Annotated in this window: 16 protein-coding genes; 13 read left to right on the forward strand and 3 right to left on the reverse strand. The window is 70.6% G+C overall.

Annotated elements, in window-relative coordinates; translation table 11 throughout:
- Positions 1–326 precede the first annotated feature (326 nt).
- From ACIRHA_RS39190 to ACIRHA_RS39240, 11 genes are all read left to right on the forward strand, one after another.
- Positions 327–1,505, forward strand: a complete 1,179-nt coding sequence (locus tag ACIRHA_RS39190) for a Cmx/CmrA family chloramphenicol efflux MFS transporter (protein WP_403855935.1) — start codon at positions 327–329, stop codon at positions 1,503–1,505.
- A 186-nt stretch (positions 1,506–1,691) separates the two neighbouring features.
- The gene (locus ACIRHA_RS39195) at positions 1,692–2,945 is read left to right on the forward strand and encodes an amidohydrolase (RefSeq protein ID WP_403855937.1); all 1,254 of its coding nucleotides are present in this window, start codon (positions 1,692–1,694) and stop codon (positions 2,943–2,945) included.
- Positions 2,946–3,094: 149 nt separating this feature from the next.
- Positions 3,095–4,156: a BMP family protein gene (locus tag ACIRHA_RS39200; RefSeq protein WP_403855939.1), complete on the forward strand. Its 1,062-nt coding sequence runs from the start codon at positions 3,095–3,097 to the stop codon at positions 4,154–4,156.
- A 206-nt stretch (positions 4,157–4,362) separates the two neighbouring features.
- Positions 4,363–5,421 (forward strand): BMP family protein, encoded by a 1,059-nt coding sequence (locus ACIRHA_RS39205; RefSeq protein ID WP_403855941.1) that lies wholly within the window; start codon positions 4,363–4,365, stop codon positions 5,419–5,421.
- A 198-nt stretch (positions 5,422–5,619) separates the two neighbouring features.
- Complete coding sequence (locus tag ACIRHA_RS39210) at positions 5,620–7,188, forward strand: ABC transporter ATP-binding protein (RefSeq protein WP_403856149.1); 1,569 nt, start codon at positions 5,620–5,622, stop codon at positions 7,186–7,188.
- Positions 7,189–7,190: 2 nt separating this feature from the next.
- The gene (locus ACIRHA_RS39215) at positions 7,191–8,336 is read left to right on the forward strand and encodes an ABC transporter permease (protein ID WP_403855943.1); all 1,146 of its coding nucleotides are present in this window, start codon (positions 7,191–7,193) and stop codon (positions 8,334–8,336) included.
- Positions 8,333–9,589: an ABC transporter permease gene (locus tag ACIRHA_RS39220; protein ID WP_403855945.1), complete on the forward strand. Its 1,257-nt coding sequence runs from the start codon at positions 8,333–8,335 to the stop codon at positions 9,587–9,589. The genes ACIRHA_RS39215 and ACIRHA_RS39220 overlap by 4 nt, the downstream gene beginning before the upstream one ends.
- Positions 9,586–9,981, forward strand: coding sequence for a cytidine deaminase (locus ACIRHA_RS39225; RefSeq protein ID WP_403855947.1), 396 nt, complete (start codon positions 9,586–9,588; stop codon positions 9,979–9,981). The genes ACIRHA_RS39220 and ACIRHA_RS39225 overlap by 4 nt, the downstream gene beginning before the upstream one ends.
- A gap of 105 nt (positions 9,982–10,086) precedes the next feature.
- Positions 10,087–10,638, forward strand: a complete 552-nt coding sequence (locus tag ACIRHA_RS39230) for a carboxymuconolactone decarboxylase family protein (RefSeq protein WP_403855949.1) — start codon at positions 10,087–10,089, stop codon at positions 10,636–10,638.
- Positions 10,638–11,513: an RNA polymerase sigma-70 factor gene (locus ACIRHA_RS39235; protein WP_403855951.1), complete on the forward strand. Its 876-nt coding sequence runs from the start codon at positions 10,638–10,640 to the stop codon at positions 11,511–11,513. Before ACIRHA_RS39230 ends, ACIRHA_RS39235 begins: the two co-directional genes overlap by 1 nt.
- A gap of 281 nt (positions 11,514–11,794) precedes the next feature.
- Positions 11,795–13,072 carry a thymidine phosphorylase gene (locus ACIRHA_RS39240; RefSeq protein WP_403855953.1) on the forward strand — a complete coding sequence of 426 codons (1,278 nt, stop codon included), beginning with the start codon at positions 11,795–11,797 and terminating at the stop codon, positions 13,070–13,072.
- A gap of 270 nt (positions 13,073–13,342) precedes the next feature.
- Here ACIRHA_RS39240 and ACIRHA_RS39245 read toward each other — a convergent pair whose 3' ends face one another.
- Entirely contained in the window at positions 13,343–14,275 is a 933-nt protein-coding gene (locus ACIRHA_RS39245; protein ID WP_403855955.1) for an AEC family transporter, read from the reverse strand.
- A 145-nt stretch (positions 14,276–14,420) separates the two neighbouring features.
- Between ACIRHA_RS39245 and ACIRHA_RS39250 the strand changes: the two genes are divergently transcribed.
- Positions 14,421–14,855, forward strand: coding sequence for an STAS domain-containing protein (locus tag ACIRHA_RS39250; RefSeq protein WP_403855957.1), 435 nt, complete (start codon positions 14,421–14,423; stop codon positions 14,853–14,855).
- Here the strand turns inward: ACIRHA_RS39250 and ACIRHA_RS39255 are convergent.
- Positions 14,766–15,743, reverse strand: coding sequence for a sigma-70 family RNA polymerase sigma factor (locus tag ACIRHA_RS39255; protein WP_403855959.1), 978 nt, complete (start codon positions 15,741–15,743; stop codon positions 14,766–14,768). The two genes, ACIRHA_RS39250 and ACIRHA_RS39255, sit on opposite strands and share 90 nt — an antisense overlap.
- A gap of 150 nt (positions 15,744–15,893) precedes the next feature.
- Positions 15,894–17,183, reverse strand: a complete 1,290-nt coding sequence (locus ACIRHA_RS39260) for an MFS transporter (protein WP_403855961.1) — start codon at positions 17,181–17,183, stop codon at positions 15,894–15,896.
- A 63-nt stretch (positions 17,184–17,246) separates the two neighbouring features.
- On the opposite strand from ACIRHA_RS39260, the gene ACIRHA_RS39265 reads away from it, so the two are divergent.
- Complete coding sequence (locus ACIRHA_RS39265) at positions 17,247–18,245, forward strand: LysR family transcriptional regulator (protein ID WP_403855963.1); 999 nt, start codon at positions 17,247–17,249, stop codon at positions 18,243–18,245.
- The last annotated feature ends 79 nt before the right edge of the window (positions 18,246–18,324 follow it).

The raw sequence follows: 18,324 nt of genomic DNA on the forward strand, positions 1-18,324 counted from the left end.
GGTGGGGTGGCGGGGGGGGCGGGGGGGTGACGACAGCCGGCCGGGGTGTGTGGGGGGGGGGCGGGGCCGCGGGGGGGGGGGGGGCGGGGGGGGGGGGGGCCCCCCCCCCCGGGTTCGGCCCGGGAGCCGCCTGCTCAATCGCCGCAGGGGCTTGGAACGGGACGGAGGCCGTATGCTCGTCCGTGTGAACAGCCCCGAGTCCGACAGACTCCGGCCACCGGCAGCCGTCCGGTGGCCTTCTTTCGCGCAGCGTTGACGCACGCCACCGCACGGACTGCCGTACCGCGACCTTCCCCCTTGTCGTCCGTACGGTCACGGAGTCCGTTGTGCCCCTCGCCCTCCACCTGCTCGCCCTTGCCGTCTTCGCGCAAGGCACATCCGAGTTCATGCTGTCAGGACTCGTCCCTGACATCGCCCACGACCTGGGCGTCTCCGTCCCCGCCGCCGGTGCGCTCACGTCCGCCTTCGCGATCGGCATGATCGTCGGGGCGCCGCTGATGGCGGTGCTCGCGGCCCGCTGGTCCCGCCGCGCGGCCCTCTTCGGCTCACTGTCGGTGTTCCTGCTCGCGCACGTGGTGGGCGCCGTCACCGGCGACTACGGGGTGCTGCTCGCGACCCGCGTCGTCGCGGCGCTCGCCAACGCCGGATTCCTCGCGGTGGCCCTCGCCACGGCGGCCTCCATGGTGGGCCCCGAGGCCAAGGGCCGGGCCACCTCGATCCTGCTCGGCGGCACCACGCTGGCCTGCGTCGTGGGCGTGCCCGGCGGGGCGCTGCTCGGCCAGTTCCTCGGCTGGCGGGCCGCGTTCTGGGCCGTGGCGCTGATCTGCGTACCGGCGCTCGTGGCGGTGGTCCGGTCGGTACCCGCCGGCGCGGGGACGCGCGTCGGCGCCCGCGCCGAACTCGCCGCCCTGCGCAGCCCCCGCCTGCTCACCGTCCTCCTCCTCGGCGCCCTCGTGAACGGGGCCACGTTCTGCACCTTCACCTACCTCGCGCCCGTGGCCACGGAGGTGACCCGGCTCGGGGCGGGCTGGGTGCCGGTCCTGCTCGCCCTCTTCGGCCTCGGCTCGTTCGCCGGGGTCAGCGCGGCGGGCCGGCTCTCGGACACGTATCCGATGCGGGTCCTGGTGCTCGGCGGTTCGGCGCTCCTGCTCGGCTGGATCCTCTTCGCGCTCCTCGCGGGGAACACGACGGCGACCCTCGTCCTCGCCCTCGTCCAGGGCGGCCTGTCCTTCGCGGTCGGCTCCACGCTGATCGCGCAGGCCCTCTACGCGGCGTCCGGCGCGCCCACCCTCGCGGGCGGCCTCGCGACGGCGGCGCTCAACGTCGGCGCGGCGCTCGGGCCGTGGGCAGGCGGGCTCGCGATCGGTGGCGGGCTCGGGTACCGGGGCGTGCCCGGGGTGAGCGCGTTGCTCGTGACGCTTGCGTTCGTTGTGACGTGTGTCGCACGAGTGGTGCGCGGGAGGGCCGGTGGCGGAGCCACCGATGAGGCCGTCGTCGCAAGCTGATACGCAGGTCGAAGCGCAGGTCGAGGCGCAGATCGAGGCGCAGATCGAGCCACAGGTTGAAAAGAGACTTCATACCCCTCCTGTGCGATCCACATGCGCATCGCGACCATATTTCTTACCCCAATCCGGCTGAACTTTTGTTGATCGGAGGTTAGTTGGCCCCTGCATCGCCCTACCCTTCAGAGGGTGAACCAGTTGAAGTCCCGTGATTCAGAGGCCGACAAGTCCGGGGAATCCGTGCCGGGCACCGCACTTCCGGGTGCTCTGCCCGAGGCGCTCCGCGCCGAACTCGTCGCCTTCCGGCGCGACCTGCACATGCACCCCGAGCTGGGCAATCAGGAGTTCCGCACCACCGCGGCGCTCAAGACCCGCCTTGAGCAGGCGGGGCTCGCGCCGCGTCTGCTCGGCATGGGGACCGGCCTCATCTGTGACATCGGCACCGAGGACGGCGAGTGGCGCGGCGGGCGCGAAATGCTCGCGCTGCGGGCCGACATCGACGCGCTGCCCATCCCGGACACCAAGACGGACTGCGCGTACCGGTCGACGGTGCCGGACCGGGCGCACGCGTGCGGTCACGACGTGCACACCACGGTCGTGCTCGGCGCCGGGCTCGTCCTCGCGGACCTGCACCGCAAGGGTCAACTGCCGCACCCCGTACGGCTGCTGTTCCAGCCGGCGGAGGAGGTGCTGCCCGGCGGTGCGCCCGACGCGATCGAGTGCGGGGTCCTGGACGGCGTACGGAGCATCATCGGCGTGCACTGCGACCCGAAGGTCGACGCGGGGCGGATCGGGATCAGGCCGGGGCCCATCACGTCGGCCTGCGACCGCCTGGAGGTCACGCTCGACGGGCCCGGCGGGCACACCGCGCGTCCGCACCTGACCACGGACCTGGTGACCGCCGCGGCCAAGGTCGCCACGGAGGTCCCGGCGGTCGTCGCCCGCCGCGTCGACGCGCGCTCGGGGCTCGCCGTGACGTGGGGCCGACTGGAGACGGGCCACGCGTGCAACGTGATCCCGCAGCATGCCGAGCTGTCCGGCACGGTGCGGTGCCTCGACCTGGACGCGTGGCGGCAGGCGCCCGATCTCGTCCACGGTGCCATCCAGGAGATCGCGGACCTGTACCGCGCGAAGCCGGTGGTGAACTACATCCGCGGGGTCCCTCCGGTGGTCAACGACCCGGTGGTCACGGACCTGTTGCGCGACGCGATGGTGTCCCGCCGGGGTGCGGACTCCGTCGAGGACACCCAGCAGAGCCTCGGCGGGGAGGACTTCTCCTGGTACCTGGAGCACGTCCCCGGCGCGATGGCCCGCCTGGGCGTGAAGCCACCGGGTGACCGTGGGTCCCGGGACCTCCACCAGGGCGACTTCGACGTGGACGAGTCGGCGATCACGGTGGGCGTGGAACTGTTCACGGCGGCGGCCCTCCTGGACACGCCTTAAAGGCCGGGGGGCGGTTAACCGTGACGTAACGGGGGCTCGGCACGAATAGGTAACGTCCGCCGCAACCCCGTTCTCAGGACTTTCTACGCGCGTTATGGTGCGCCGAACTGGGCGCCATACACGGCGTGTTGGACGAATGGGGACTCCTGATGCGTCGAATACCGCGGCTCACAACGATAGCCGTAGGCATCACCGGCCTGGCGCTCGCCGCCACCGCCTGCGGCGGCACCAGCAGCGAGAAGGGCGGAGGCGGGGACGCGAGCGGCAAGAAGCTCGGCCTCGCCATCGCGTACGACGTCGGCGGCAAGGGCGACCAGTCGTTCAACGACTCCGCCTACGAGGGCATGCTCAAGGCGAAGAAGGAGTTCGGCTACAAGACCGCGGACCAGGAGCCGAAGGACGGCGAGTCCGACGACGACAAGGCGCAGCGGCTCGCGAACCTCGCGAAGGCCGGCTACAACCCGGTCGTCGGCATCGGCTACGCCTACGGCCCGGCGATGAAGGAAGCCTCGAAGAAGTACCCGAAGACGACCTTCGGCATCGTCGACTCGGTCGTCGAGGGCAAGAACGTCGCCTCCCTGGTCTTCGCCGAGAACGAGTCCTCCTACCTGGCCGGCGTCGCCGCCGCCAAGGCCACCAAGTCCGACCACGTCGGCTTCGTCGGCGGCGTCGACAACGAACTGATCAACAAGTTCGAGGCCGGCTTCGAGCAGGGCGTGGCCGACACCAAGAAGGGCGTGGACATCGAGGTCCAGTACCTCGACGAGGACCCGGCCAAGGGCTTCGCCAGCCCCGACCTCGGCAAGGCCGCCGCCGAGAAGCAGCTGGAGGACGGCGCCGACGTGATCTACCACGCGGCGGGCCTGTCCGGGCAGGGCGTCATCAAGGCGGCCGCCGAGCAGAAGAAGTGGGTCATCGGCGTCGACTCCGACCAGTACAAGCAGAAGACCCTGGCCAAGTACAAGGACTACATCCTCACTTCGGCGCTCAAGGAGGTCGGGGAGTCCGTCTACTCGCTGGCCAAGTCCGTCGAGGACGGAAAGCCGCTGACCGGCGTGCAGACCTTCGACCTCAAGGTCGACGGCGTGGGGGCCTCGGAGTCCAACCCGAAGTTCAAGGAGATCGCGGGTCTCGCCGACGCGGTCGCCAAGGCCAAGAAGGGCATCGTCGACGGCTCCATCAAGGTCGACACCAAGCCGAAGAAGAAGTGACCCGAACGAGCTGAACCCCGAGCTGAGCCGTGCCGCCGGCGGGCTTCCACCGGCGGCACCGCAAACCCGGCTGTATACGGCCCCGTACCCCCGTCGATAACAGTCTGGACAACCAGGGTTCTCTGTCGGGTCTACGCGCGTTACTCTGCGGCGAACTCAGCGTCGGCCCCCTGCCGTTCCGGCGCTTGTACGAAGGAGCACTTCTCATGCGCCGGGTTTCCCGTATAGCGGTCGCAGGCACCGCGACCGCCTCGCTCGCCCTCGCCCTCTCCGCTTGCGGAGGCACCTCGTCGGACGCCCAGTCGTCCTCCGACGGTGGCAAGGAGAAGGGCCTCGCCATCGCCTACGACGTCGGCGGCAAGGGCGACCAGTCGTTCAACGACGCCGCCTACGACGGCCTCCGCCAGGCCAAGAAGAAGTTCGGCTACCAGGTCGCCGACCAGGAGCCGAAGGACGGCGAGTCCGACGACGACAAGACCCAGCGCCTCGTGCAGCTGGCGAAGATGGGGTACAACCCGGTCGTCGGCATCGGCTACGCGTACGCCCCCGCCGTCAAGGAGGCCGCGGCGAAGTACCCGAAGACCACCTTCGGCATCGTCGACGACGCCACCGCCAAGGGCGACAACATCGCCGACCTGGTCTTCCAGGAGAACGAGGTCTCCTACCTCGCCGGTGTCACCGCCGCCCTGAAGACCAAGTCCGACACGGTCGGCTTCGTCGGCGGCGTAGACAACGCGCTGATCAACAAGTTCCAGGCGGGCTTCGAGCAGGGCGTCAAGGACACCAAGAAGGGCGTCAAGGTCGAGGTCCAGTACCTCGACGAGGACCCCGCCAAGGGCTTCGCCTCGCCCGACCTCGGCAAGGCCGCCGCCGAGAAGCAGCTGGAGGACGGCGCCGACGTCGTCTACCACGCGGCCGGCCTGTCGGGGCAGGGCGTCATCGAGGCGGCCGCCGCCGAGAAGGCGTACGCCATCGGCGTCGACTCCGACCAGTACGCGCAGGCCCCGCTGAAGAAGTACAAGAAGTACATCATCACCTCCGCCACCAAGGACGTCGCCAAGGCGATCCTCAACCTGGCGCAGTCGGTGGAGGACGGCAAGCCGGAGACCGGTGTCGTCACCGGCGACCTGAAGTCCGGCGAGGTCTCGCTCGCCGGCTCCAACCCGGAGTTCAAGAGCGACTCCAAGCTCCAGGCGGCCCTGAAGAAGGCCGAGCAGGGCATCGTCGGCGGCTCCGTGAAGGTGCCGGAGAAGCCCCAGAAGTAACACGCGGGAAGCCGGGCGCGGGGTGGCCGGCCCCTCCCAGGAGAGTGACGGTTCCTCTCCTGGGAGAGTGATTGCTCCTCCTGTGGGAGGAGCCTTCTGCCCCGCGCCCGGTATCTGCGATCCTGCTCGAACCCATCTCTCGCACACCGCTGTTGGGGCGCTCCGCGTAGGCGACCCCCTTCCCCAGGAGAGTGCGCCATCGCCACGTCAAGCTCCCCGCCGGCCGGCTCCACGGCCCCCGTCGCCGTAGAACTCAAGGGCATCACCAAGCGGTTCCCCGGTGTGGTCGCCAACCACGACATCCGCCTCACCGTCCACAAGGGCACCGTGCACGCCCTGGTCGGGGAGAACGGGGCGGGCAAGTCCACCCTGATGAAGATCCTCTACGGCATGCAGAAGCCGGACGAGGGCACCATCACCATCGCCGGTGAGCAGGTCACCTACTCCTCGCCCGCCGACGCCATCGCCCGCGGCATCGGCATGGTCCACCAGCACTTCATGCTCGCGGACAACCTCACCGTCCTGGAGAACGTCGTCCTCGGCAGCGAGAAGCTGTACGGGATCGGCGGCAGGGCACGCCGCAAGATCCTTGAGATATCCGAGCGTTACGGGCTCGGGGTGCGCCCCGACGTCCTCGTCGAGGACCTCGGCGTCGCCGACCGGCAGCGTGTGGAGATCCTCAAGGTCCTCTACCGCGGCGCCACCACCCTGATCCTCGACGAGCCGACCGCCGTGCTCGTCCCGCAGGAGGTCGACGCGCTCTTCGACAACCTGCGCGGGCTCAAGGCCGAGGGCCTCGCCGTCATCTTCATCTCGCACAAGCTCGGCGAAGTCCTCTCCGTGGCCGACGAGATCACCGTCATCCGGCGCGGCACCACGGTCGGTACCGCCGTCCCCGCCGAGACCACGTCGAAGCAGCTCGCCGAGCTGATGGTCGGCAGCGAACTTCCCACCCCGGAGACGGCGGAGTCCACCGTCACCGACCGCCCCGTCGTCGAGGTCGAGGAGCTGCGCCTCGCGGCACCGCACGGCGGCAAGCCGCTCCTCGACGGCGTCACCTTCACCATCCACGCCGGCGAGGTGCTCGGCCTCGCGGGCGTCGAGGGCAACGGGCAGACCGAGCTGATCGAGGCGCTGATCGGCCTGGAGCACGCGGACAGCGGCACCATCAAGCTGCTCGGCGAGGAGATGACCTCCTGGGCCACCCGCAGGCGCCGCGAGTCCGGCATCGGCTACATCCCCGAGGACCGGCACCGCCACGGCCTCATCCTGGGCGCCCCGTTGTGGGAGAACCGGATGCTCGGCCATGTCACCGAGCGGCCCAACAGCAAGGGCTTCTGGCTCGACCCCAAGGCCGCGCAGGCCGACACCGAGCGGATCGTCAAGGAGTACGACGTCCGCACCCCCGGTATCGACGTCACCGCGGACTCCCTCTCGGGCGGCAACCAGCAGAAGCTGATCGTGGGCCGGGAGATGAGCCACACGCCCAAGTTCCTGATCGCCGCCCACCCCACCCGAGGCGTGGACGTCGGCGCGCAGGCCCAGATCTGGGACCAGATCCGCGCGGCCCGCCACGAGGGGCTCGCCGTGCTGCTCATCTCGGCCGACCTCGACGAGCTGATCGGCCTCTCCGACACCCTCCGGGTCATCTACGACGGCCGCCTGGTCGCCGACGCCGACCCGGCCGCCATCACCCCGGAAGAGCTGGGATCCGCCATGACCGGTGCGGCCTCGGGCCACCTGGAGCACACGGAAGACGGTGCCTGACCATGAACACGCTCAAGCGTTGGGATTCCGAGCGGGTCCTTCTGGCGGTGGCGGGACCGGTCATCGCGCTGGTCGTGGCGTTCGCCCTGACCGCGGTCGTGCTCGTGGCCTCCGGCGAGAACCCCGTCGAGCCGTTCTCGATCATGTTCGAGCAGGCGACGTTCTCCGACGTCCAGGTGCTCATCATCAATGACGCCGCCGGTCTCTACGTCGGCGCGCTCGCCGTGGCCATCGGCTTCCGGATGAACCTCTTCAACATCGGCGTAGAGGGCCAGTACCGGCTCGCCGCCTGCGTCGCCGCCATCGTCGGCGCGCACATCGCGTTCCCCGCCTTCCTCCAGATCCCGCTGCTCATCCTGTCGGCGGCCCTGACCGGTGCGATCTGGTCGGGCATCGCGGGCATCCTCAAGGTGACCCGCGGTGTCAGCGAGGTCGTCTCCACGATCATGCTGAACTCGATCGCGGCCTCGGTCATCGCGTATCTGACCCTGGAGGACGCCTTCGGCGTCGCCGTCGGCAACAACCGCACCACCGGCGAGATGGACAAGGCCGGCTGGTTCCCCGGCATCAACATGGGCGACGCGGTCGGCACCGTCTACGGCTTCGTCTTCGTCGCGATCGCCCTCGGCATCGTCTACTGGGTGATGCTGAACCGCACCCGCTTCGGCTTCGACCTGCGCGCCTCCGGTGCCTCCGACACCGCGGCCGCCGCCTCCGGCGTCTCGGCGAAGAGGATGGTCCTCACGGCGATGCTCCTGTCGGGCGCCGTCGCCGGTCTCGCCGGTCTGCCGACCCTGCTCGGCTCGACGCACACCTTCTCCGACTCGTTCCCGGCCGCGCTCGGCTTCAACGCGATCACGGTGGCGCTGCTCGGCCGCAACAGCCCGGTCGGCATGGCCCTCGCGTCCCTCCTCCTCTCCTGGCTGTTCAACGCGGCCGACCCGCTGGACCTCCAGGGCTACAGCTCCGAGATCGCCACGATCATGCAGGGCCTCATCGTGATCGCCGTCGTCGTCTCCTACGAGGCCGTCCGCGTCTGGGGCACCCGCCGCCAGCAACAGCGCGTCGGCGCCGAACTCGCCGCGGGTCATGTGCTCACCGCCGCCTCCGACAACAACGACAAGAAGCCGGAGGTGGCCGCCCGATGAGTACGGCTCCCGTTCTCGACAAGCCCGCCGCACCGACGGCGCGCCGCAAGCTCAGCCTCCCGGTCCTGCTCCTGATCATCGCGGGCCTGCTCTGCCTGGTCTCCGCGGTCCGCCTGATCACCGACGCCGACGGCCTCACCTCCGTCAGCCAGATGTCGACCGCGCTCCAACTCGCCGTACCCATCGGCATGGCGGGCCTCGGCGGTCTGTGGGCGGAGCGCGCGGGCGTCGTCAACATCGGCCTCGAAGGCATGCTGATCCTCGGCACCTGGTTCGGCGCCTGGGCCGGGTACCAGTGGGGTCCGTGGGTCGGCGTGCTCGTCGCCCTGATCGGCGGGGCGCTCGGCGGCCTGGTGCACGCGATCGCCACGGTCACCTTCAACGTCAACCACATCGTCTCCGGTGTGGCCATCAACATCCTCGCCCTCGGCGCCACCCGCTACCTGTCCGTCCTGATGTACGACGGGATGGAGGGCGCCACCTCCCGCCAGTCGCCCGCGGTGCCCTCGCTGGGCGAGTTCACGGTCCCCGGCCTCGCGGACGCCCTCGCCGACCTCAACAAACAGGGCTGGTTCCTGATCTCCGACATCGCGGGCCTGCTCGGCGGCGTCATGACGGGCGTGTCCTGGCTGACGCTGATCGCGGTGCTCCTGGTCCCCGCCTCCTGGTGGATCCTGTGGCGCACCTCGTTCGGCCTGCGGCTGCGCTCCTGCGGCGAGAACCCGGTCGCGGCGGAGTCCCTCGGCGTCAACGTCATCAAGTACAAGTACGTGGCCGTGCTCGTCTCCGGCGCCCTCGCGGGCCTCGGCGGCGCGTTCCTCTCGATGGTCTCCTCCAACTACTACCTGGAGGGCCAGACCGGCGGCCGCGGCTACATCGGCCTCGCCGCGATGATCTTCGGCAACTGGATGCCGGGCGGACTCGCCCTGGGCGCGGGCCTGTTCGGCTACAGCGACACGCTCAAGGTCCGCGGCGGCACGGAGAACACCCACGCCCTGCTCCTCCTCATCGCGATCCTCGCGCTCCTCGCGGTGGCCTGGCTGATCTGGAAGAAGAAGTACGTGGGCGCGGTCGTCACCCTGGCCGTCTCGGTCCTCCTCTTCTTCTGGTACGCCTCCACCGATTCGGTACCGAGCCAGGTCGCCACGGCCATGCCGTACGTCCTGACGATGCTCGTCCTGGCACTCTCGGCACAGCGCCTGCGCATGCCGAAGGCGAACGGGAAGCCGTACCGGAAGGGGCAGGGCACGTGACACCGGAGTCCGTCGACTGGGAGTCCCTGCGACAGGCGGCACGCGAGGCGATGTCGCAGGCCTACGCCCCGTACTCGGGCTTCCCGGTCGGCGCGGCGGCCCTCGTCGACGACGGCCGCACGGTCACCGGCTGCAACGTCGAGAACGCCTCGTACGGCCTCGGCCTGTGCGCGGAGTGCGGACTCGTCTCGCGGCTGGTCGCCACGGGCGGCGGCCGCCTCACCCACTTCACGTGCGTGGACGGCAAGGGCGAACTGCTGATGCCCTGCGGCCGCTGCCGACAGCTGCTGTACGAGTTCGGGGGACGGGAGCTGCTCCTTGAGACGGGGGCGGGGGTGCGGACGCTGGGGGAGATGCTGCCGGAGGCGTTCGGCCCCGAGCACCTTCGCTGAATCACGGGGTCCGCGGGTGTGGATGTCACACCCGCGGACCCTTCGGTGTCTTCATGTCGAACGGCCGGGAAGAGCCCGGCCGCCAAGGCGTCGAAGGTGGACACGATGGCACTCCGCATCCAGAAGGCAGAACTCCCCGAGGAACTGAAGCAGGGCATGGTCGACCAGCTCGGCGCGGTCATGGAACCCGCCGAAGTGCTCTGGCACAACCCGAAGGTCGCCCAGGACGGTCTCGGACTCGGCCGCCAGGTCGCCCAGTGGGACGCGGCGGACGAGAGCCTCAAGTCGTTCGCGCACATGGCGGTCGCGGCGCAGGTCGGCTGCAGCTGGTGCCTCGACGTGGGCTACTTCCAGGCGCAGAACGAGGACCTGGACCTGAAGAAGGCGAGCCAGGTCCCGCGCTGGCGCGAGTCCGAAGTGTTCAGCCCGCTGGAGCGGGACGTGATGGAGTACGCGGAGGCCATGACGAACACCCCGCCGACGGTCACGGACGACCTGTACGCGAGCCTGCTGAACAACCTCGGCCCGGCGGCGATGGTCGAACTCACCACCTACATCGCCTTCGTGAACTTCTCGACGCGCGGCAACACGGCCCACGGCATCAGCTCGCAGGGCTTCTCGGAGTCCTGCGAGATCCCCCTGGAGACGCGCCCGTAATGGCCGAACCGTCGTCGGACCCCTTCGTCACCCACCGCAGCCTGCTCTTCACGGTCGCCTACGAGATGCTCGGCTCGGCGGCCGACGCGGAGGACGTGCTGCAGGAGTCCTGGCTGCGGTGGGCGGACGCGGACCGGGACCAGGTGCGCGACCCGCGCGCGTACCTGGTCCGCACGGTCACCCGCCAGTCCCTCAACCGCCTGCGGACACTGTCCCGCCGCCGCGAGGACTACGTCGGCCAGTGGCTCCCGGAACCCCTCCTGACCAGCCCGGACATCGCGGACGACGTCGAACTGGCGGAGAGCGTCTCGATCGCCCTCCTCACGGTCCTGGAAACCCTCGGCCCGACGGAACGCGCGGTCTTCGTCCTCCGCGAGGTCTTCGACGTCCCGTACGGGGAGATCGCCGAGGCCGTCGGCAAGTCGGCGGCCACCGTGCGCCAGATCGCGCGGCGGGCCCGCGACCACGTGGCGGCGCGGCAGCCGCGCGTGCGGGTGACGCGCGGCGAGCAACAGGCCGTGGTGGAACGGTTCTTGGCAGCCATGCGCACGGGAAACCTCCAGGCCCTGATGGAGATCATGTCGCCGGACGTGGTGATGATCGCCGACGGCGGCGGCCACGTGGCCGCGGCGAAGGTGCCGCTGCACGGCGTCGACGTGGTGGCGAAACTGCTCGCCACGGCAAAGGCCAAGGTGACCCAACTGTCCGCAACCCCGGCGTGGTTCAACGCCGCCCCCGCGGCCCGCATCGAATTCGACGGCGTCCCGTCGGCGGTGAGCGTGACGGTCGAGAACAACCGCATCACCCACATCTACGTCACCCGCAACCCACTCAAGCTGACCCACATCGACGAGGAGGCGAACCTGTCGCGATAGACGGCCATTTCTAGCCCCTGCGCCGGGTGGGCCGATCAAGCCCCTGCGGCGTTTGAGCAGCGGGGTCCGGGGCGGAGCCCCGATCTTTTGGAGCCCCGCCGGCGCTTGAGGCGCGGGGCCCGGGGCAGAGCCCCGTGGCCTGGGGGCGGGACCGCGGAGGGACCCGGCGCGGCGAGGCCGCCGGCACACTTCACGCGGAGCGTCTATGCGCGTAGAGTCGCCGCCGTGCCGTGGAGCGTGCCGGGTACGCCACGCTGTGCTGAACCGTTGGAGGATTTGCCATGGACGTCATCTCCGTCATCCGTACGAAGCGGGACCGCGGGCGCCTCACGGACGCCCAGATCGACTGGGTCGTCGACGCGTACACGCGGGGCGACGTCGCCGACGAGCAGATGTCGGCCCTCGCCATGGCGATCTTCCTGAACGGGATGGACCGCGCGGAGATCGCCCGGTGGACCGCCGCGATGATCAACTCGGGGGAGCGGATGGACTTTTCCCCGCTCTCCCGCCCCACCGCCGACAAGCACTCCACGGGCGGCGTCGGCGACAAGATCACGCTGCCGCTCGCGCCCCTCGTCGCGGCCTGTGGCGCGGCCGTGCCGCAGCTGTCGGGGCGCGGTCTCGGCCACACCGGCGGCACGCTCGACAAGCTGGAGGCGATCCCCGGCTGGCGCGCGAACATCACCAACGACGAGATGATGCGCACCCTGGAGGACGTCGGCGCGGTCGTCTGCGCGCCGGGCAGCGGCCTCGCCCCCGCCGACAAGAAGCTCTACGCACTCCGCGATGTCACGGCCACCGTCGAGTGCATCCCGCTCATCGCGTCCTCGATCATGTCGAAGAAGATCGCGGAGGGCACGGGCTCGCTGGTTCTCGACGTAAAGGTGGGCTCGGGTGCGTTCATGAAGGACCTGGGCGCCGCCCGCGAACTCGCCCGCACGATGGTGGGATTGGGCGCGGACCACGATCTGCCGACGGTCGCCCTGCTCACGGACATGAACACCCCGCTCGGCCTGACCGCGGGCAACGCCCTCGAAGTCCGGGAATCCGTCGAGGTGTTGGCGGGTGGCGGCCCCGACGACGTCGTGGAGCTGACTCTCGCCCTCGCCCGCGAGATGCTCGACGCGGCGGGCCTCAAGGACGCCGACCCGGCGAAGGCGCTCGCCGACGGCCGCGCGATGGACGCGTGGCGGCGGATGATCGCGGCGCAGGGCGGTGACCCGGACGCGGTGCTGCCCGTGGCCCGTGAGACGCAGGTGGTGACGGCGGGGGAGTCCGGCGTGCTCACCCGCCTCGACGCGATGGGCGTGGGCCTCGCCGCCTGGCGCCTCGGCGCGGGCCGCTCCCGGAAGGAGGACCCGGTCCAGGCGGCGGCGGGCGTCGAACTCCACGCCAAGCCGGGGGACTCCGTCTTCGCCGGCCAGATCCTGATGACCCTCCACACGGACACGCCGGACCGGTTCCCGTACGCCCTGGAGGCCCTGGACGGCTCCTACGACATCGCCCCCACCGGCACCGACTTCACCCCGCCCCCGACGGTCCTGGAACGCATCGCCTAACCGGCGCAAAAGACCGGGGCTCCGCCCCGGACCCCGCTGCTCAATCGCCGCAGGGGCTTGATTGGCTCACCCGGCGCGGGTTGCCGTGGGGGAGGCTCTGGCTTTGGCGCCGGGCGCGCAAAATCAAGCCCCCGCGGCGGATGGGCATTTCAAGCCCCGCCGGCGCTTGAGGCGCGGGGTCCGGGGCAGAGCCCCGATCTTTCAAGCCCCTGCGGCGTTTGAGCAGCGGGGTCCGGGGCGGAGCCCCGTGGCGTGGGGCCGGGGGGCCGGTCACCCCAACAACGCCGCCACCACCACAAGCACCGGCACCGACGCCATCGTCGACAACAGGATCGACTCCCGCGCCAACCGCTCCCCCACCCGGTAATGACTCGCGTACGTGAAGATGTTCTGGGCCGCCGGAAGCGCCGACGTCACCACGACATCCAGCAACCGCGCCCCGTGCAGCCCGAACACGAAGGACGCCAACGCCCACGCCGCCACCGGCTGCCCCACAGCCTTCAGCACCGTCGACATCAGCACCGGCACCCGGTCCGCGCCCCGGCCGCCCGGCCACGAACTCCCGCACAGCGAGATCCCGAACGCGATGAGGATCGCGGGCACCGACATGTTCGCGATCAGTTCCAGCGGGTCGAAGACCGGCGACGGCACCGTGATCCCCGTGGCCGACACCAGCACCCCCGAGAGCGAGCCGATCGCGACCGGGTTCCGGAACGGTGTGAGCAGCCGCTGGCCCCACGTCGGCCGCGCCGCACCGGACGCCGCCGCCGACAGGTCGAGCACCGTCAGCGCCACCGGCGTCACCACGAGCTGCTGGAAGAGGAGGACCGGGGCGACGAGCGAGGCGTCACCGAGGACGTACACCGCGATCGGGATCCCAAGGTTCCCCGAGTTCACCAACGACGAGCACAGCGCGCCGATCGTGGTGCGGCCCGTCCCCCAGCCCCGTACGACGCCCACCGTGATGAAGATCCCGGCCATCGCCGCCGTGGAGAGCGCCGTGACCAGCAGGCTCGGCGAAAGGATCACGGCCAGATCCGCCTTGGCCAGCATGGTGAACAGGAGCGCGGGCGACGCCACATGGAACGCCAGCTTGTTCAGGACCTCCCGGCCGTTCGCGCCCAGATATCCGCGCCGCCCGATGACGTAGCCGACCGCGATGACGATCGCGATGACCGCGAAACCGTTGAGTACCCCCTGCACGCGTCAAGACTCCGTCGTGAACGGATCGCCGGTCAACGTTGATCCACTATCCGAATCAACGTGATCCAGCCCACGTGCCCCATGCGGACGGGCCCCACGTGCCCCATGCGGACGGGCCGCACATGCCCCCATGCGGACAGGACCGATGAATTCCGCACCGCCGCACGGTCATTCGTACGTGGCCGCTTCCCCGCTCTCTCCCGAGTCCCCGCCCGTCGTGGTGCTCACCGGGCCGATCCGCACCGGTGACGCGCCCCGGCTGTGCGAGCGCCTGAGCGCCGCCGTGCCGGGCGCGCCGACCGTGACCTGCGACGTCTCCGGCGTGACCACCGCGGACCTCACGACCCTCGACGCGCTCGCCCGGATGCAACTCGCCGCCCGCCGCGCCGGGTCACGGATGGTGCTCCGCGACCCGCCCGCGGGACTCGCGGTGCTCCTCGGACTCGCCGGGATGGCCGACGTGCTGGGCGCTCCGGCGGACCGCCGGGGCTCAGGCGTCGAGATGGTCCGGGACGCCGAACAATGGGAACCAGCGCTGCGTGTCCAGGAAGCAGTGGAACCCCGCGATCCGCCCTGCTGAGAACTCGATGACCTGGATCGCCCAGGGCGCGAAGCCTCCCTTGTCCGGATCCGGCTTGTAGTGGGCGAACGCCGGCGTCCCGTTCGACACCACCGGCAGCAGGCGCGAACCCGCGCAGGACGCACCCATCGTGGTCATGAAGCCCGTGATGTCCACGGGGCCGCGCAGCCACAGGTCGAACGGCGGCATCGTCATGATGGCGTCCTCGGCGAGCAGTTCGGTGAGGGCCTTCATGTCGTAGCCCTCGAACGCCGCGACGTAGCGCTCCAGGAGCTTCTGCTGCTCCTCGTCGAGCGGATCGGACGTCGCGGAGTCCGCGGGCGGGGCCTCCGCCAGCGTCGCCCGCGCCCGCTGCAGCGCGCTGTTCACCGACGCCACCGAGGTGTCGAGCAGGTCCGCGACCTCCTGCGCCTTCCACGCCAGGACCTCGCGCAGGATCAGCACCGCGCGCTGCTTCGGCGGCAGCTGCTGGAGCGCGGCGACGAACGCGAGCCGCACCGACTCCCGCGCCACGGCCGCCTCCGCCGGATCGTGCACCGCAGGCAGTACGCGGGCGTCCGGGACGGGCTCGAGCCACACATTGTCGGGACGGGGGTTGAGCGCGGCCTGGGCGAGCGGCGCCGCCGCCGTCAGGTCCATCGGGCGGGCCCGCCTGTTCCCCGCGTTCAGCGAGTCCAGGCATACGTTCGTCGCGATGCGGTACAGCCAGGAGCGCAGGCTGGAGCGGCCCTCGAATTTGTCGAAGCTGCGCCAGGCCCGCACCATCGTGTCCTGCACGGCGTCCTCGGCCTCGAACGCCGAGCCCAGCATCCGATAGCAGTAACCGGTCAGCTCGACCCGGTGTTTCTCCAGGTCGTCGAGCCCGGCCTGCGTCGCGGTGTCACTCATTCCAACGCCCCCATCGCCGCGGTGAGTTACAGGCACGGAACGGTGTCCGGCCCAGCACTCCGAAAGTTACCGCAGCCCACTGACAACGGCCCCCCGACCGGGAAAAACCCCAGGTCGGAAGGCCGGATCAGGAACGCCAGTGGCAGTGGTTCAGTGTGCTGCGACAGTCGGGCCGCTCGTCCGGTGCCGTGCGGACCGCGCCGCGTACGTCCCCCACACCGTGATCGCCACGACGCCGAGCACCGCGAGGAAGCCGAGCCCCACCGTCCCCGACCAGCCTCCCGCGTGGAAGGCGACCGCGCCGACGGCCGAGCCGACGCTGGACCCGACGTAGTACATGGTCTGGTAGAGCGCGGAGGCCTGCGCCCGCCCGTGCGTGGCGGTGTGGCTGACGGACGACGAGGCCGTCGCGTGGCCCGCGAAGAAGCCCGCCGTGATGAGCACGAGGCCCAGCAGGACGAGGACGATGTTCGGCACGAGGGCGAGGAGCAGCCCCGCCATCGTCGTGCCCGCCGACAGGTACAGCGTGCCGCGCCGGCCGAGCCGCGAGACGAGCCGCCCCGCGGCCGCCGAGGAGACGGTCCCCACCAGGTAGACGATGAAGATCGAGCCGACGACCCCCTGCGGGAGGGAGAAGGGCGCCGCGGACAGCCGGTAGCCGATCACCGTGTAGACCCCGCCGAACACCATCATGAACAGCGCGCCGATCAGGTAGAGGCGACGCAGCAGCGGGTTCGCGAGGTGGCTGCCGACCGTGGCGGCAAGGGCGCGCGGGCGCAGCGAACCCGGCGTGAAGTGGCGCGGCGCCGGCAGCAGCATCCGGAACGCGACGGCGCACGCCACCGCGATCACACCGATCACCCCGACGGCCACTCGCCAGCCCCAGGCCTGCGCGAGCCAGCCACCGATGATCCGGCCGCTCATGCCGCCGATGGAGTTGCCGGCGACGAACAGCCCGATGGCCGCGGCCAGCGCCTTCGGCCGTACCTCCTCCGCGAGATACGCCATCGCGGACGCGGGCAGACCGGCGAGTGCGGCGCCCTGCAGCGCGCGCAGCGTGATCAGCGCGCCGAGCGAGGGCGCGAACGGGACCAGGAGCCCCACCGCGACCGCCACCGTCAGCGAGGCGGTCATCACCGTGCGCCGCCCGAACCGCTCGGACAGCGCGCTCAGCGGCAGCACACACACCGCGAGCGCGAAGGTCGACGCGGACACCGTCCAGGCCGCCGCGCTCGCGCTCGCGCCGTAGCCGTCGGAGATGAGGGGGAGCAGGGCCTGCGTCGAGTAGAGGAGCGCGAAGGTGGCGACTCCGGCGAGGAACAGGGCGAAGCTCATGCGGCGGTAGCCGGGACCGCCGGGCGTCAACCGGGTGTCGGCGGTGGGCTGGGTGTCGGCGACCGCGTCGGTGGAGGCGACCGCCTGGCTACTGGCAGGTGACATGTCATGAACGTAGGCTCACCTGCGTTCATGCGTCCAATGCATGAAGGTGCCATAATCGTTCCCATGCAGCATGAGCAGAGGTCACAGCGGTACCTGCCACCGTTTAGTGACACGGAAGACATCGTCACGCTGCTCGCCCCGCGCCTCGCCCACTTCGCCGGTGTCGCCCGCACCGAGCACGTCACGCGCGCGGCGCAGGAGATGAACGTGCCGCAGTCCACGCTCTCCCGCGCCATGGCCCGCCTCGAACGCGACCTGGGCGTCGACCTGTTCGCCCGGCACGGCCGCACGGTGTCGCTGACCCCCGCGGGACGCACCTTCCTCTCCTCGGTGGAGCGCGCGCTCGGCGAGGTCGAGAAGGCGGCCGAGTCGGTGCGCGCCGACGCCGACCCCGAGTCCGGCAAGGTCGCCTTCGGCTTCCTGCACACGATGGGTACGGAGACGGTCCCCGGCCTGATCCGTGCCTTCCGCGCCGAATACCCCCGTATCCGCTTCAGCCTCGTGCAGAACTACGGGGAGGCGATGCTGGAGCGGCTGCGCGCGGGCGAGCTCGACCTGTGCCTCACCTCGCCCGTTCCGGACGAGCCGGGCCTGGTCGCGCGCCGCCTCGACGAGCAGCGCCTGCGCCTCGTCGTGCCGGACCACCACCGCCTCGCGGACCGCAAGCGCATCCGCCTGGAGGAGGCGGCCGAGGAAACCTTCGTCACCCTCGAACCCGGCTACGGGATGCGCCGCATCTTCGACGACCTGTGCGCGGAGGCCGGGTTCAAGCCGCGGGTCGCGTTCGAGGGCGAGGAGACCGAGACACTGCGCGGCTTCGTCGCGGCGGGCCTCGGGGTCGCGCTCCTGCCACCGCCGACCGTGCCGCGTCCGGGAGTCGTGGAACTGGCGGTGACCGGGCAGCGGGCGGTACGCGAGATCGGCGTCGCCTGGCTCGACGGCCACCCGGACACCCCACCCGTAGCAGCCTTCAAAAAATTCCTCCTGTCCCGCAGGGGACGACTGCTGCCGGAACACGCATCAAGCCCCGCCGGCGATACATCAAGCCCCTGCGGCGATTGAGGCGCGCAATTCAAGCCCCGCACTTTCGACGAGAGCCAGCGGGGTCCGGGGCAGAGCCCCGATCTTTCAAGCCCCGCCG

Origin of the sequence: Streptomyces sp. NPDC102360, assembly GCF_044766085.1 — a bacterium.
GTDB lineage: Bacteria > Actinomycetota > Actinomycetes > Streptomycetales > Streptomycetaceae > Streptomyces.